Consider the following 16,334-nt stretch of genomic DNA (forward strand, 5'->3'; position numbering starts at 1 on the left):
ATCGATTAGCTGCTATTATGTTCACGGATATTGTGGGATATACTGCTATGATGCAAAACAATGAAGAGGAAGCAGTCCGGGTAATAAATATCCACAGGGAAGTTTTGGAGCAAATAACTGCGAAGTTCGGTGGAAAAATTATTAATTATTATGGCGATGGCAGCCTGACAGTGTTCCAGAGTGCCATTGATGCCGTAGGTTGTGCCAAGGAAATACAGGAAATTTTTCATCAGGAAAAAAACCTTCCATTGCGTATTGGCATTCACATTGGCGAGGTACTTTTTCAGGAAGACAACTTATTTGGCGATGGTGTAAATATTGCTTCCCGCATAGAATCATTAGGACAACCAGGAACCGTACTTTTTTCTCGCCATGTTTTTGAAAAAATCCGAAATCATAAGGAATTTCAGGCCGTTACTCTTGGCACTTTTGAATTTAAAAATGTCAAGGAACCCATGGAGGTCTTTGCTCTGGCCAATAAGGGATTTCCAATACCGAAAAGGGAAGAGATCACCGGTAAACTAAAGGTTCCCTCCAGGACCGAACAAGAACTAGCAAAATCTGGAAGTGCCAAAAATTGGTCATTAATACTGAAAGGGCTAGGTATTCTTATTCTGTTGGCAATTAGTTCTTATCACTTTTTCAATAATAATAAGAATGAGCAACAGAATACTGCGAGTATAGAACCTTACCAGTCTGTAACTATTTTCCCCTTTACTTATATCGGTAGCGACAAGGACAAAAGTTGGCTTGCGGAAGCCATGACTGAAGAAGTAAGAAGAAATGTAGCACAAATACCTAAGATCAGTGTAACCCCAGGAATATCTTCTGCTGCAGTGTACCAACAAAAGGACTTGGATCTTCAGGAAATGGGTGCAAAACTGAACGTCCGATACTTAGTTGAAGGGAGTTTACAAGTCAATAATGAAGAAGCACAACTTAATTTTTCACTTACGGATGTCAGTACGAGGGATATCATGTTAATTGAAACAATTAATTTTCAACTGGAAGATCTGTTTAGTACCCAAAATGAAACTGCTGATATGATCGCAGTGAAGATCCGCCCACTCTTCGTGCATCCTCCGGGGAAATCTGATGCTGAAAAAAATGTAGATCCTGCCGCTTTTGAAAAGTATCTCGAGGGTAAATACTCAGGAAATTATGAGAGTAGAGAAAACCGTTACAAGGAATCTATCCAAATTGATTCAAATTTCGCACTTGGATATGCCGGTTTGGCCGAATTATATCTCAACCAGGCTCATCAAGGATATCCAGGCCGCGAGGTATTTCCGAAATCAATAAGCTATGCCGAAAAGAGTATTGCTCTAGATTCCAACTCCTATATTGGCCTGACTGCCCTTGCCGATTGTAATTATCATTACAACTACAATTGGGATCTTTCAGAAAAATACTTTAAAAAGGTTATGAGTATTGACCCTAGTTATGCGCAAACCTATGTCTATTTTTCAGGTATGCTTTCTGCAATGAACCGGCATGATGAAGCACTGTATATAATCAAAAAGGGACAAGTAATTGACCCTTTTCATCTCTACACACTGGAGTGGAAGATTCGCTCTCATTATTGGGCTCGTGATCTAGAAATGGCTAGAAAAACTTTTTTAGAATTGAACAGCCGGAATCCTCGATCCTCTAGTTCGAAATGGCTTTACTATTTTTTATTTCCCGATTCTAACCCTGTTGAGACCCTGCAGAAAGTTGTCTCCGAAAACCCTAATAATTTTTACCTTAAAGTAGGCTTGGCCATTGCCTATTCTTCCAACAACCAACTTGATTTAGCCGAGGAAATTTATAACCAGCTTGTACCTGTATTGAAGTCCACAGCACCAAGTTATTTAGCTAAAATTGATGTCCATCTTGGCCGTTTCGAGGATGCTATTAGGATGCTTGAATTGGCATACGAGCTTAAGGACGCTTCCTTGATCTGGATTAATGCCGATGCTTCATTCGACCCGATTCGTGAAGATCCGCGATTTCAAAATCTGATCGAGAAGATGAACCTTAAAAACTATCCGCCTTATTGATGTCAGAATCGTATGATTTTTCTCATGGACTTAGGAGCGAACTACTTGGGCATTCCAGCATTAAGATTACCCAGGAATATTATGGGAAGATCGTTCAGAGGAGGGTTAGTGAGGAGATCAAAAGATTCGGGAATAAACTACGAAATAAAGTATGAACTTTTGACGGATTCTTCTATAATCACTCTATTTTTTTCCACATTCTCCTCTTTCCATCCACCTCTGTCATATCCCCAAATGAAACTAACCCTAAAACTTCCCCATTTCTCCCATATTCAATTTTAGAAAATATGTGTTCTCCTTTTGCTTGCATATAGTTGATCAGATGAGATTTGGAATATGGATGAATATCCCATTCCTGCAGCATAGAATCATTCTTGAAAAAATTCGCTTTCCATTCATTTTTCCCTATAATATGTACCTTATATTCTCCATATTCATAAATACCCTTGATGTGCTCAAAATCTTTAATGTCTTTAACCAAAGAGGTGTCTTTTTCTATTTTCAGCATTTCAGTAATCTCTTCATAGAGATTCAACGCTTTTGTCCTAAACCAGAACAAACCCATGGTGCGCCAATACTCCCTAAAACGTATTTCATGAAGTTGATTTCGATAGAAAGGATCGGTCAAAGCATACTGGATCATTTCTTCGGTGAGACCATTTTCCATATAGACAGACCACCATGCCTGTTCATTCATCATTTTGTCTCTAAAATCTATTTGAGTATTGTGAGTCGTTTCATCATCTATATCTATATTTTTTTTCCTTTTGCCATAAAGGTCTTTTAGCTCTGAAAATATAGAATCCTGTAACTTGGTGAGGTTATTTTTTCTCGCAAGAAGCTCTCTGAAGTCTTCATCCACCAGGCTGGTCCTATCATACATAGCCGGAAAACCAAATAATATAGATGATGCTTCATAATCCTCGTGTTCAATCCTTTTTTCGAGTACTTCGAAAAAAAGAGAATCTTTGAAAATCATGGTGTTTAGTATTCTGTCTATATTTTCAATATTATGCACTAATTCGTCACTTACATCCTGGAGAAGAATATTGGTGCTCTCAGCACCAATTCTTTCTTCATTCCGGTTATCAACCCGGATAGCAATCAGGATACCTATGATTACTATAAAAACCTCAATTATTACATACAGCAGGTATTTGCCGAACTTGTTTTCAGTGAGGAGGTTTTGACGTATTTGTCGGAAGAAGCGGAGCATGAATGAGATGTTGCTCCTGTTAATTTACGGAATTAATTGAATTTTAGGGAAGTACTTTGGCGTACCAGCATCAAGATCATCCAGGAATACTATGGGAAAGTAGTTCAGACGAGAATACGTCAAGAAATGAAGCGGATTTCAAAAATGATCACCTGAAAGTCAAGTCTGTACAATTTCAATTGAGAAGCGTTATATCAGAATTTAGAGACGTTATTGTCCCAGGTAAGAGAAAAGACTGCAATTGGAACATCTAAGATGCTTATTTACCTTCACGGAGCACTAGCCAAGCCGAAACCAGGTACGGCTGCCATAGCGATAATAAGGGCTATTATTGGTCCAGCAATCACGGTTACCGTGACCCATGTAGATGCCGATTTATTTTTCGTTAAGATCCTGACGATATCCTCCTTATTCAAAGGCTTCTTAACTTCTTTCCCGTATCGGGTAGTCACCCCATAAAAAGTACCCTCTTCATAGGTGATGTATTTGTACGTCATGGTTTCATTGTCAGTATTTGTGATTTTGGTCTTAATGTGTTCCTGTCTTGCTTGTTCAAGGGTCGTAGGCGTTTTGTGATACACCACACATCCCTGAAACAAGACCAGAAATGCCAATAAGATCGTAATAGATTTAAACCGGAATACAATGATATTCTATTAAAATTATTTAGATCGCCATCCATATTAGAAAGAGTCATCAGTAGCCACATAATACAGTCCTATGCTCGCCATAATAACTAAATATCCAATAAGCGCCCAAGCCCACCAGGGTAGTTTTTTTTTCATCAATACCTCTTCAACTTCTTCTACATTAATTGGAAATCTCACATCTTCCCCGGGATTATCCTTTACCCCATAGAACTGTCCGTCTTCATATACAATGTATTTGTACTTGTAAGCATTATCATCAACGGTAACAATCTTGACTTCTTTCTGTTCCCGTACTGCCTGTTCTAATGTTGATGGAGTCTTATAGGTTGCACAGCTTTGGAATAAAATAAGCGTTGCCATGAAAAGGGAAATGGATTTGATCTGATCTTTAAGTGTTCTCATGACTCAACTGTTTATTACAGGATGTCAATGAGTAGGGCAAGTCATAAAGGTACTTTTGAAATAAGGAGTATACAATGATATTGGTCATGAACCTACAAGCGAGCTAACCCCAGGACCCTCTTTAAATTCCATCCCGATAACTATCGGGACCAAATTCCAAAATAACGGTACACAAAGCCTGCGTTGGTTTTGTAGTGGAGAAACCATCGTGAGACTGTTGCAAGGTGATTGTGGAGCACAGCCTACACCAACCTTGAAAATCTTTTATTTGAATAGGGGAAATCTACACCCATTGCAAAGGTTAAAAATATGCCCCCAATTATCGAAGCTGTTAAAACTTCCCAACTTAATCCTGGTGTAATTGCCGGAAGATCCACCTTGAAAGCTGTAAATATTATGCCTAAGATTACGGATAACATTGCCGTCCATTGATATAATCTCAAACCTCTAATAACAGGCGTCTGTACTTCCCCTCTGTATGCTTCTTCCACAAATCTCCCTAATCCGGTAAGTATCAGATACATTCCGAAAATAAAGTTTGAGGCATAATTACCGTACCATAATGAAACCAATACAAAACCTACAAGCAATAGCCACAATATTGAATACAGTGGTGTAGGATGTAAATATTCTCCCTTCATTTCGGATATGTTACATACCCTGGATCTCGGATGATAATACCTTATTCCGATTTCTTTTTCTGAAGTGGTTTTTCCATGACAGCACCCATTTATCAAACATCTTAAACGCCCAATAGCCTGCACCCATGGCATAGCAACTGAGATAACCCCGATCAAAACCCAAGGATTATAACCCAAAGCCCAAACCAATATACTTGCGAAAAGGATTCCAACCAGGGCTCCGTAGTAACCATATGGCCTTTTCAATTTTTCAGAGCCTTCAATAACTTGAGCCCAGAGAGCCGAAAATATGACCACTGTTATTGCAAAAATCAAGATAACCCAGGCATAATCCGGACCGGCCAAAATTCCAGCCATAAAAATTCCCAGGAAGGCCCCGACACCAACATAAAATCCATGATTGATTACCCTGATCTTGCCTAAAGTCCATTCTTTCCATGAATTTGCCATTTTCTCACTTTCTCTCCTAAGAAAAAGCCATATTCCACGATATTTTACAGACAAAATGAAAACAGCTATTGAAACCAACCAATGATAAACTATACCGCTGAAAAGAACGTATTGTACTATTAAAAAGGGAATTGCTGCGACAGATATTTTAAGAACTCTCAGGGGGCCATGACTAAAAATCACGGAGAGTGATATTAGAATCAAATATATCGGAACAAATACCATAAAATTCGTTTCGACAGGAATAATGTTCTGTAACGACATTAGGCCAAATAAGACCGAAAATAGCTCCAGTGAAATAGCCAATAGTGAATAGACACACCACTGCCTGAGGTTTTTATTTTCTTTAAGGATAAAAGGTGTCACAAGGATAAATATGATACCTAAATAGTTCAAAATTGCGCCAGACGCTTCGATGTTAGGTAAAGACCAAAACTCGTCTGATAATGGATCTCTGCCTGAATTTAATGCTAACACAACATTTCTGATCAAAAGTGCCAATATGACCCAAAACAATACGGCAATCTTTTTTATTGCAACAGCCCTATCCCCATTTGCCATGGGTAGATCTAATATTGTATTTAATCTATAGCCCGAAAATCTCTTATGAAGATCCTGATTCTCATAACCTAGGACCAGAGCAACCATTGCTAGTACTGTTATTGGAGTTATCAACCAAATTCCACTAAAAGATCCTATATAGACAAAATAGCCTAAAACCATCAATCCGAATCCCCAATATATAGGATGATGTAAAAGCCGATAGGCTCCCTCTTTTACCAATTTCTTTGGAGGAAATGCGTTCATAGGAAGCCCCTCCCCTTTAACTATTAGTGCAAGCATCCCCCAGATCAGCAAAATGCATCCCAGCAAGAATATTACAGCTCCGGTTTCATGGGATCTAACATTTAAATCGTTAAAATGGATTGAAGTGGCTTTAGCCCAATAAACCAGAATTATGGGTATAAGTATCAGAAAAATGACAGCATAAAGAACTTTATTTAAGACAGTGTTAAAGACTTTCATTTATTTATTGACTTTCATTGTTCTGTAATAGATGATCAGACTCAGGATCAAAAATATAGAACCATAGAGCAATCCTAATGCTATGGAATGACCAATTGAATACTCTGTGAAGGCTGAGATCATAGAGGATTGGGAAGGATAATAAGCAGGTAAATACCTAATTATTAACTGGTTCTGGGCCTCCTCATAAAATAAGGGGTTTTGGAGCCACCCCACATCAATATTCACCAGCAATACGATCATTAATATTCCCTCCAATTCCCTTTTGATCAAACTCCCCACCAGCAAACCGTAGCAGCCATACACATATCCTATGGAAACCAAACTGACAAGGAACAAGAACAGATTATTTACATTATATAAGGCGTTCATGATACAGCCAACGTATGTGGCAATCAGGAGCATGAAAACAAATGCCGTTGCAAGCTTGGCTATCACTATTTCATTGGGGGAATATCCACATATAATTAACCTTCTTGTCGTGTCCTTGTCCTTTTGAATGAGATTCATGGCCAAAAAGCTTAATAGGAATCCTACTGAGGATACGGCAAAAAAAACATAGTTAATACCTTTCTCACTTACAGTAATAATAGTTTCTTCACTTAATGAGGCAAGACGAAAAGGAAGTGGCCTCTCAGTGGAAGTCAGGCCTACAATCATTAAGAACACGACCGGAATAACCGCGATAAGAATAAGGACAATCCGCCGGCGCAATAGCATGAGCAGCGTCATTTTAAAACTAATCATGATACGTTTCAGACTCATAATAAGCGTCCATTTTCTAGTTTGTAGATACGGTCAAATTTATTTCTCTCCGTTATAAAATGACTAACTATCAGAATTGTGCAGTTCTCATCTATGATTTTTTCTACATAATCCCAAAATTTCAAATAAGTATCCCAATCAAATCCACTATAAGGCTCATCAAGTATTAATAGTTTTGGACTGTGTATTAATGACAGACATAGATTTAATTTTTGAGCCGTTCCACCACTTAGATGTGCTACTTTGTGATTAAGATATTTACGGAAGTTATAAAACTCCATTAGGTAATTTTTCTGTTCATGCATTTCATCATTTTCGAGTCCATAGGCAGCCGCAAAGTATTTGAAGTGATTTTCCACCGTAAGATTTTGAAAAAGGGTTATCTGTTGAGGGCAATACCCAAATTTATCGAAGATGGTGACCTTTCCCTTATTAGGACTCCATTGGCCCACAAGGATTTTTAACAGCGTAGACTTACCTGAGCCATTTTCTCCTACAATGCCCGATATGGTGCCTTCTTCAAGTTCAAACGAGAGGTCTTTCAATATTTGGTTATTACCAAAAGATTTGTAAATATTTTCTGCTTGAAGAATCATATCAACTATTTGAAATCCACGAACTCATGTATGCATTGACCCTTAGAAATCATATCATTATCCTGGTAGAGTTTAGCCCTACTATACCATTTAGTTTCATCTGCCAATAAAAAATTTTTGGGAATGATCTTAGCAAATCCTGGAAGAAAACGATCCAACTTCCTCACAACACTTTTAATCTTTTGATCATTTTCGAGTACTTCCTTTTGGTCCATTAAGATCTTTAGATTACGGCTTGGTATAAGAACCTCACTATCAGTAATCGTACTACCCTCAACCAAATCATTATTGACCCAGACCCATTGTTTGATATCCTTTTCTTTAATTTCAATCCATACTAAACAATGATTTTCTGAAAAAAAATGACCCCATCGCAATTCATTCATTGGTATTTTCCAAGTCGGTATGGTCATGTACAATTCTTCTGCATACCCTTCTCCTGTTAGTTTTTCATCCTCGATATTTAGCACTACGAGTGATCTGGGTTGATGGCATTTCCATTCCAGAGACCCATCTTTTGAGGAATACAAGACCTCTTCAAGGGATGCATTTAATTTCTTCCATATACCACTAAATTTAAATGCTTTTTGCCTCCAGGATATTTCACCATCTGTCATAAGAGGACTTTTTGCATTTTTAAAGCTAGTTTTTTGAATTGTGCTTTCTCCAGGTTTATGTACAAGTAAATTACTATAGGGCACCGTATAGTTATTCCATCCAAGTTGTGCAGCATAACAAATGACCACGGTTCCATCTTTGCCAACAAAATCTAAATACCATTTGGTTAGGTGAAAACCAAGGTTATTATTTTTTGATTTTGCGCTCATGGCCTGTCGGATATAGATTTGGTCTTATCAATTCTTGAAATTGTACGCTGAAAAACTTTTTGGGCTGGCCACTTATAGACTGGAGGAAATGTTGCTCTTGCCAGCCAGCCAAATTTACCACTTGGCAAAATTTCTTCATGCTTTTTCAAAAGTTCCATTCCTTCCATGGCATGCTTGTACAACCATAAATCAATTTTTGATGAATTATTGAACAAAATGTCATTCAATGAAATGTCCAGCTCATCCATCTCTTCTTTTGGGATATTAATGTAGCCTGCAGCTATATCCTCATTAAAGTCTTCAAGGTCATAATGATACCTGCAAGCTGTACCTAATGATTCTAATATTTCAAACTTTTCAGGATCTTCTTTGAAAATTTTCAGAGTCGCCTTAATAGTGCCTCTTATATCTAATTGATGAAAATGCGCATAAAGTACCTGGCTTGTAAAAATTTGATGTTTACCTCTGCGATCAGCGTCAAATAATAGTGAATTCAATATATCACTGGTTTCTTCATAAAATTCTTGACCGAACTGCTCAGCAAGTTTAAAACAATACAATATAAGTTGGTCCACCTCATCCTTTGGTGAAGTCATATTCTCAGTAAACGCGATTTTTTCCTTAATGTATTCACTTTCAGAAATATATCCATATGGTAATGGGGCATCTCCATCAACAATGTCATCCAAATAACGCATAAGAACATAGTAATACTCCAGAAAAGATCCCCTTTTCGGTGAAAAGCTTATATACTTAAAAAATCGAAGGTACCGCAAAAAAGACTTGTATTTCCAACCCCTGGTGCGGTTCATATGGGAAAAGATCTTTAATTTAATTGAGTTTAAATCTCCCCTAGTTTTTAGACTATTATGATAAGTAATGGCCAAATTGAATGTGTTTGGTTTATGAGTAATCTATAATTTACAATAAATGTGATACAATTAGTATTGTGAATATGTATTAGATAAAATTAATGCTGGGAAAAACGTCAAAATATGATTTGCATCAGGATACTAGGAATTTTAAAGAATAAGGCCTGCAATTAGGCACCTAATAAAGTTGGCAAGTTGTCAATAAAATGGTAGATAAAGCGCCAACCCCAGTCCCCTCTTTAAATACCATCCCGATAACTATCGGGACCAAATTCCAATTAGTGCCAACCCAGAGTTGTGGGTTTTACTTTTTGACCTTGAGATCACTGGGTCAGGCGAGTGCCTTATCCGCCGAAGCCTGGAGGCGAAGGTGGAAGCGAGTCAACCCCAGGCCCCTCTCTAAATACCAACAATTCAGATGCGAATTAGAAGTAAGTCTCCACGGCAAACTCAAATTGCTCCATAAACAATTCTTTAAATGAGGAAATATTGTTTTGCTCGTAAAACACCAACATGGCCTTTTTATATTCCACAGATGCTACTGTCCTAAATGATAAAGGGCAGTATCCATTATTCATTAAAATGGCATTGCTAACAATACGTCCTGTTCTTTTATTACCATCTCCGAATGGTTGAATATAAGATATCAACACAAGTGCTAATAATGCTTTATCAAACACTATTGACTTACCATTAATTAACGCACACATATCTCTTATGGCCTCTCTTATCTGAAACTCATTGTCTAAGGGTCTATAATTGGTTCCAGAAATACCGACTCTTGTTGTTCTAATACCACGACTGATTCCAAGATTCTTGATCAGAATACTGTGAAGGTCTGCTATATTTGCCATCGTTAGGGGGTCTAAGTAGTCGGGATGTTCTATCAGAAAATCTATTGCCTCCTTGTGATTAAGCAACATGGTTGCTTCATCTTTGCTCTTTCCTTCAGCCGTTTCCTTTTCTTTCAGCAGGCGTTCGGTTTCTAAAAGCGAGTAGGTATTTCCCTCTATTTGAGAAGATTTCCAACTCAGGTCTATAGCTAGGCGTTCTAATTCTCTTATGTATTCCGATGTTGACAATTCCGAAACATTCTGCTGGTACTGGCTTTGGAGTTTATTTAAATGTGCGATCTCGCTATCGGTAAACAGCGATGCTATTCTTCCCAGATCAGAAATGAGCCTCAGATCAAAATCGTTCTGTATTTGCCGTTCATCAATCTCTTGTACAAAGTATTGTTCTAGGTCAATTGGATAAAACAAATTATAATGTGGACTAATAACGTATTTAGTTCCCTTTCCTCTACCTTCAGTACCAACGAGTTGCTGGGTTATCAGGTGTGCTAGTATTCTTTTAACCGTGGCGTAACTTATTTCCAGGTTTACACCCTCAAATATATTCCGGGAGGAGCCCAATGGGTGCTCTCTAACGTACTCTAAAATTTCTTTTTCTCTGTTGTCCATAACGATATCTATCGATCATTCAAGCTCACTGTGGATTCAAATATAGCTCAAAGATAAACATATTTGAGCTTTAATTTATATTAATTTGAGCTACAAATATAGCATTTTTTAGTTATTTGAGCTCACAACACCTCCATTTAAAGCTCAAAATTATCTCAAAATGAGCTTAAAAAATCCTTACAGTGAGCCATAATGGGATAAAAATCTGGAATTCTTTTCAAAGCGAGCGTAATCTTGTTTCGAGCTACAAGCCTAAATATTTTGAGTAAAATTTGGTGGTGAGCTATAATAGAATCTTCAACATAAATTCCAATTTGTCTCAACCTGAGTTTGCAAGTTTGCAGTACAGGACGACTGAGTCCAACCATACTGCCTCGAATCTAGACGTTAAGCCGTAACCCAATAAAAATGCCCCGACAGGCGTCGGGGCACTAAATTTTGGTCATGAAGACAGTCTGCTTTTAGACCGGGATAGTGTTGGGGTCACAAACATTACCCACGCCATCATTATTGGCATCTCCCTGGTCCGGATTGTATGTCATAGGGCAATTGTCTTCCGCATCGAGAATACCGTCGCCATCTTGATCATCATTATTTCCTCCATTATCACCCGTACTATCTCCATCATCAGAAGTCCCGCATACTACGCCATGGGCGATCACATATATAGGGCCTGATAAGTCGGATACCGTGTAAGAATCGCCGGAGGCTTCGTTCAGTTCATCATTTTTATTGGGAAACTGGCCCGGGGATACCGTGGGATTTCCGTTATTGTCAAGGGGATATGGATCGCTGCCTACATAGAGGTGCGTCTCATTGAGGACAAAACCATCCGCCATTGTGTAAACCACTTCGGCAATGCCAGTATCAGCGTCGAAATCGACGGAAAGGGTCCCTACAGAAGTTCCCTTTACGGTTTCACACTGCCCGGCTCCGGCGTACAGCTCAAAGGTATAATATCCACCCTCTAATGGGCCAATAGTCCAACCCCATCGGCTGGAACCATTATCCATAAAACAGGTAGAGGGATTATCTGAACCAAAGGCAAACAGCGTCTCGCATCCGCCGTCCTCGGACTCTTTTTCTTTTCTATCGTTGTTATTGGAATTATTCGGGATCCCGCCTTTCAGATTTGTGCTATCTAAGGCAATGGGCTCTACTTCACAGGACAGTAGCATAAGACCACTGCATAGCAAGATTAAATAGGCATTTTTCATGATGTATAAGATTTGGGTTAATCTAATAGCGAAATAACGAAAGAATTACCCTGGTACCCAAATTATTCGTGTATGTAACAAATAATTCGTTGTAAGGCAACTATCTATTAATATGATCGTGAGTCCGTTGCATTCAGAAACATTAATTCCTTAACACATTCCTGCTACTATGAATGCTCAGTATTTGGGCATTTACTGCAATATGACTAATGTTAGCTGCGAACCAGAAACCCGTATACTCAAATAGATTGGATTTTTTTGTTTAATGAATTTATAGTCAATTACTTAGCTGCATTTACCGCATTAACTACACTTTCCAGCATCTGTCAAAGGCGGAGAAGATGAAAATGAGTGTTTTCCTGAAGTTACCTGCTTCGTGCCTGCCATTTTTTATCTACCTAAAAAGGCACTTGAGTATATTCACTATCTTAAGAGATCACTAAAACAATTAATCATGAAATCCGTATCAATTATTGCCTTTTTCATTCTCCTGCTAACAAGCGGAACTTCTATTGCGCAAACCTTTCAAGAGGGTAACCTTATTGGTGTTCACACCCTAAGATTAAACCTGAACCCTGATGTAACTTTTAATGAGTATAAAGCCAACTTCAAGGCAAACGTTGCTCCTGCAATGAAAGAATATCTTGAAGCGGAAGTTTATCTTTTAAGATCTGCACGGGGTGCGGATGCGAATAGCGTTGGAATAATCTATATCTATGAATCCGATGCAGTACGAAGTAAATACTGGAATCAGGACGGTTCCCCTTCCGAACTGTGGCAAACGCAAATAGCAAAGATTCAGGATATCATGGACAAAAACAATGAGCTGGGAACCTGGAGTTCTGATTATAATGACTGGATCGTGCAATAACCATTGCATAGCAGTTCATCCCTTTCAGATTACCATAAAAAACAAAACCCTCCAACTTGGAGGGTTTTTATATCTATTGTCTACCTGGTATTAGTACTCTATCCAACCTACAACTTCCCAGGTAGATTCGTCTCCGACAAAGGTGGCATCGACAAATTTCATCATGCCAGTTGCATTTTCGAACCTGCCTGTTCCACCGACGATTTCAATGTCTCCACTAAAAGTGCCTGTATTGAATCCGGTAGCGGGATCGAGAACAAGAAAGGGGTATTCTACAGTATGTATGGCATCGCCGTGAGCACCAATATAGTTGACACGGTAGACAGACTCAATGGTAAAAGTCTCCGGATTAACTTCTACACATTCTACGGGAACCCCGAAACTGTTAGCCTGGATCTTGCCCAAATGGGTCATGTTCCCAAAAATGTCGTTTGTCGTTAGGGGAATATCACCAAAAGGAGTGTCAAAACATGTTAGACCATCCGGGGCATCGGGATCGGATGTAGATTTGTTATTAATCTTGCCCCTAATGGCCCTTCTGGCTGGCTCGGCATTGCTCGATTTGGCCTCTACCACGTTCAGGTCGTCCGGATTGGATTCAAGCACCGAGTCCTGGGTACAGGATGTAGTGATAAATAGGACGGAAAGCAATAAAAGGGCAAGGGCAGAAAGGGGTTGCGAGTGGATTCTCGTTCTCATAATATAAAGGTTTAATTGTTACAATCTTTGCTGCACAATGAGTCCAATGAACATTGTCAAGGGAAATAAAAAGAATGTACAGCGGGGGGGGTGTTTTAAAGTTAGTGAATTGATTACCAACCTCCAAACATAAAATCGAACTTACACCTGGTATTTTTATTGGTCTGATACGCTCAGCCAATTTTATCACAGTCTACTGTCTAAATTCCATCCCGATAACCATCGGCACCAAATTCCAACTTGTCCGCCGAAGCTTTAGCGAAGGTGGAAAATCACTATCTTTTCGTTTTCAATTGATTGATACATGAAACGATCACTTCTCATAGCTGGCTGTTTGATCCTCTCAGCCCTACTCTTTACAAATTGTACCGACAAGGACCACGATCCCGATAAAGAAGAGTGGATCTCTCTGTTCGATGGTAACAGTATGGCCGAATGGACACCCAAGTTCGCTGGGCATGAACTGGGCGTGAATTACAAAAACCGTTTTGTCTTAAAGGACAGCCTGCTTAGCGTTCGCTATATGGAACAAGACACGTTTAAAGGGAATTTCGGGCATCTGTACTATAAGAACAAGTTTTCGCATTACCGGTTGAGAGCAATGTATCGTTTCGTTGGGGATCAACAAGCTGGGGGACCCGGATGGGCCTTTCGCAATAACGGACTGATGCTACATTGCCAGGATCCAAAAAGCCTGGGCCTGGAACAGGATTTTCCTATCTCTCTTGAAATGCAACTACTGGGAGGAGACGGGACAAACGATCGGAACAATGCCAATCTCTGTACGCCCGGCACCAACGTAGTCATGAATGACTCGCTCTTTACACCGCATTGTGTGAATTCCACATCAAAGACCTATCACGGCGACCATTGGGTGGAAGTGGAAGCGCTGGTACTGGGAGATTCTTTACTACAACATATTATTGACGGCCAGGTGGTCATGGAATATAAAAAACCCACAATGGGTGGGGGTGAAATATCCGGCTACCAGGAAACTGCCTACCAGGTTGGACAGGCCATCAGCGACGGCTATATTTCCATACAGGCGGAGACTCACCCGATCGATTTTAAATCCATTGAACTACTCAATCTCTGCGGGTGCACAGACCCCGATGCAAAGAACTATAAATCCTACTACGTTCGATCTGATAATAGCAGCTGCATTTATTAGGAATGGCTCACAAATGGCCTTCTTTTATTCCGCCTAAATTATGTTACATTTATGCAAATCAATCCGATGACTGATTCGAAGAAAAAACAATACTGGCGGGAAAACATTCGATATGTATTGATCCTGCTTTCCATATGGTTCCTGGTCTCCTATGGGGCGGGGATCTTATTTAAAGATGCTCTGGATACCATCAGGATCGGGGGGTTTAAATTGGGATTCTGGTTTGCCCAGCAAGGTTCCATTTATGTGTTTGTTATACTGATCTTCGTATATGTCTACCTGATGAACCGACTCGACCGAAAATACCACTTTGACGAAGATTAGACCAACCTCCAACACCTGAAAAACCAATGGATGTACAACAATGGACCTTTGTATTTGTAGGTCTGACCTTTGCCCTATATATCGGCATAGCGATCATGACAAGGGCCGGGAATACCAGCGAATTCTATGTCGCCGGAAAAGGCGTGCCACCGCTGGCAAATGGCCTGGCGACAGCAGCGGATTGGATGTCTGCCGCCTCCTTCCTGGGTATGGCCGGACTTATCTCGTTTGTTGGCTATGACGGTTCTGTTTACCTGATGGGCTGGACGGGCGGCTATGTCTTATTGGCCCTCTTGCTCGCCCCCTATCTTAGAAAATTCGGAAAATTTACAGTCCCTGATTTTATAGGGGATCGATATTATTCCAACATTGCGAGAACAGTGGCCGTAATTTGCGCCCTCCTCGTATCCTTTACATATATCGCTGGACAAATGCGAGGCGTAGGCCTGGTCTTTTCCCGCTTTTTAGAAGTTCCTATTACGACAGGTGTTATCATCGGGATGTTCATTGTCTTGTTCTATGCTGTGTGAAGGTGATTTGATTGGATCGACAGCGTCGAACAAAGTTGGCTCTGGTTCAGGTTCAACTTGGTCATAAGTGTCCATATCCGGTGTGCTAAGTACGCGCGGATAGGATTCATTGTTAGATGAAGCAGTGGGTACAGTACGCGGTTGAAGTTTGGGATCCCAAGTAACACGTTTGTTAATTGTGTATGGCTTCAGAACACTGCGAGCTACGATATTGCGCGTGTATTCATCGTAGATCCAGTACGTTAACTGGTCACCAACATTTCGTGCAATTCCGATGACACGTCCTGGTCTTTCCTTACAGTTAGGCCATGTTTCCTCGTGGTCTAAGTACAATACTCGTTGGAAGAACAGGAACTGTAGCAGGCATGAAATGTCAGGCGTTATTCCGTAACGACGTTCGTGTGGTACTCGGAAGTTAAGTGTTGGGTCGGCACAGTAATTATGGATGAGACATAGCCATACCAATGCAAAATACCAGAAGTTAGGTGGGGCTCCGGTTCTATCTAGTAGGATGTGTGACTGTTCCTTTAGATACTTAAAGGCCCTAAGTTCTACTGGGTTCTGGTGCTGGT

Annotated in this window: 15 protein-coding genes and 1 pseudogene; 5 read left to right on the top strand and 11 right to left on the bottom strand. The window is 39.8% G+C overall.

What is annotated here, in order from left to right; genetic code table 11:
• Positions 1-2,042, top strand: a 2,042-nt coding sequence (locus Q0X89_RS14160) for an adenylate/guanylate cyclase domain-containing protein (RefSeq protein WP_297695301.1), incomplete at its 5' end; no start/stop codon positions are given.
• Between the two features lie 178 nt (positions 2,043-2,220).
• On the opposite strand, the gene Q0X89_RS14165 is transcribed toward Q0X89_RS14160, so the two are convergent.
• The 10 genes from Q0X89_RS14165 to Q0X89_RS14210 all read right to left on the bottom strand — a co-directional run bounded on the left by Q0X89_RS14165 (position 2,221) and on the right by Q0X89_RS14210 (position 12,167).
• Entirely contained in the window at positions 2,221-3,258 is a 1,038-nt protein-coding gene (locus Q0X89_RS14165; protein ID WP_297695303.1) for a hypothetical protein, read from the bottom strand.
• Positions 3,259-3,527: 269 nt separating this feature from the next.
• Positions 3,528-3,872, bottom strand: a complete 345-nt coding sequence (locus Q0X89_RS14170; RefSeq protein ID WP_297695305.1) for a hypothetical protein — start codon at positions 3,870-3,872, stop codon at positions 3,528-3,530.
• Between the two features lie 69 nt (positions 3,873-3,941).
• A complete protein-coding gene (locus Q0X89_RS14175; RefSeq protein ID WP_297695306.1) occupies positions 3,942-4,310 on the bottom strand; it encodes a hypothetical protein in 369 nt (122 codons plus the stop codon).
• Positions 4,311-4,552: 242 nt separating this feature from the next.
• Positions 4,553-6,427: a prolipoprotein diacylglyceryl transferase family protein gene (locus tag Q0X89_RS14180; protein WP_297695308.1), complete on the bottom strand. Its 1,875-nt coding sequence runs from the start codon at positions 6,425-6,427 to the stop codon at positions 4,553-4,555.
• Positions 6,428-7,192, bottom strand: a complete 765-nt coding sequence (locus Q0X89_RS14185) for an ABC transporter permease (RefSeq protein WP_297695310.1) — start codon at positions 7,190-7,192, stop codon at positions 6,428-6,430.
• Positions 7,189-7,788 carry an ABC transporter ATP-binding protein gene (locus tag Q0X89_RS14190; protein WP_297695312.1) on the bottom strand — a complete coding sequence of 200 codons (600 nt, stop codon included), beginning with the start codon at positions 7,786-7,788 and terminating at the stop codon, positions 7,189-7,191. The genes Q0X89_RS14185 and Q0X89_RS14190 overlap by 4 nt, the downstream gene beginning before the upstream one ends.
• Positions 7,789-7,793: 5 nt before the next feature.
• Positions 7,794-8,615 carry a hypothetical protein gene (locus Q0X89_RS14195; RefSeq protein ID WP_297695314.1) on the bottom strand — a complete coding sequence of 274 codons (822 nt, stop codon included), beginning with the start codon at positions 8,613-8,615 and terminating at the stop codon, positions 7,794-7,796.
• On the bottom strand, positions 8,612-9,427 hold the full coding sequence (locus Q0X89_RS14200) for a hypothetical protein (protein WP_297695315.1): 816 nt from the start codon (positions 9,425-9,427) through the stop codon (positions 8,612-8,614). Before Q0X89_RS14200 ends, Q0X89_RS14195 begins: the two co-directional genes overlap by 4 nt.
• A gap of 485 nt (positions 9,428-9,912) precedes the next feature.
• On the bottom strand, positions 9,913-10,950 hold the full coding sequence (locus tag Q0X89_RS14205; RefSeq protein ID WP_297695317.1) for a Fic family protein: 1,038 nt from the start codon (positions 10,948-10,950) through the stop codon (positions 9,913-9,915).
• 461 nt (positions 10,951-11,411) lie between these two features.
• On the bottom strand, positions 11,412-12,167 hold the full coding sequence (locus Q0X89_RS14210; RefSeq protein WP_297695319.1) for a thrombospondin type 3 repeat-containing protein: 756 nt from the start codon (positions 12,165-12,167) through the stop codon (positions 11,412-11,414).
• Positions 12,168-12,621: 454 nt separating this feature from the next.
• Here Q0X89_RS14210 and Q0X89_RS14215 point away from each other — a divergent pair, with 454 nt between their 5' ends.
• Entirely contained in the window at positions 12,622-13,038 is a 417-nt protein-coding gene (locus Q0X89_RS14215; RefSeq protein WP_297695321.1) for a hypothetical protein, read from the top strand.
• 90 nt (positions 13,039-13,128) lie between these two features.
• Here the strand turns inward: Q0X89_RS14215 and Q0X89_RS14220 are convergent, their stop codons facing one another.
• Positions 13,129-13,737 carry a hypothetical protein gene (locus Q0X89_RS14220; protein ID WP_297695323.1) on the bottom strand — a complete coding sequence of 203 codons (609 nt, stop codon included), beginning with the start codon at positions 13,735-13,737 and terminating at the stop codon, positions 13,129-13,131.
• A gap of 304 nt (positions 13,738-14,041) precedes the next feature.
• Between Q0X89_RS14220 and Q0X89_RS14225 the strand changes: the two genes are divergently transcribed.
• From Q0X89_RS14225 to Q0X89_RS14235, 3 genes and pseudogenes are all read left to right on the top strand, one after another.
• On the top strand, positions 14,042-14,908 hold the full coding sequence (locus Q0X89_RS14225) for a DUF1080 domain-containing protein (protein WP_297695325.1): 867 nt from the start codon (positions 14,042-14,044) through the stop codon (positions 14,906-14,908).
• Positions 14,909-14,974: 66 nt separating this feature from the next.
• The gene (locus Q0X89_RS14230; protein ID WP_297695327.1) at positions 14,975-15,232 is read left to right on the top strand and encodes a DUF4212 domain-containing protein; all 258 of its coding nucleotides are present in this window, start codon (positions 14,975-14,977) and stop codon (positions 15,230-15,232) included.
• A gap of 26 nt (positions 15,233-15,258) precedes the next feature.
• Positions 15,259-15,759 (top strand): annotated as a pseudogene (locus tag Q0X89_RS14235) (cation acetate symporter); the annotation flags it as partial.
• Positions 15,760-16,334 lie beyond the last annotated feature (575 nt).

The organism is uncultured Eudoraea sp. (assembly GCF_947258525.1).
In the GTDB taxonomy this organism is placed as follows: Bacteria; Bacteroidota; Bacteroidia; order Flavobacteriales; family Flavobacteriaceae; genus Eudoraea.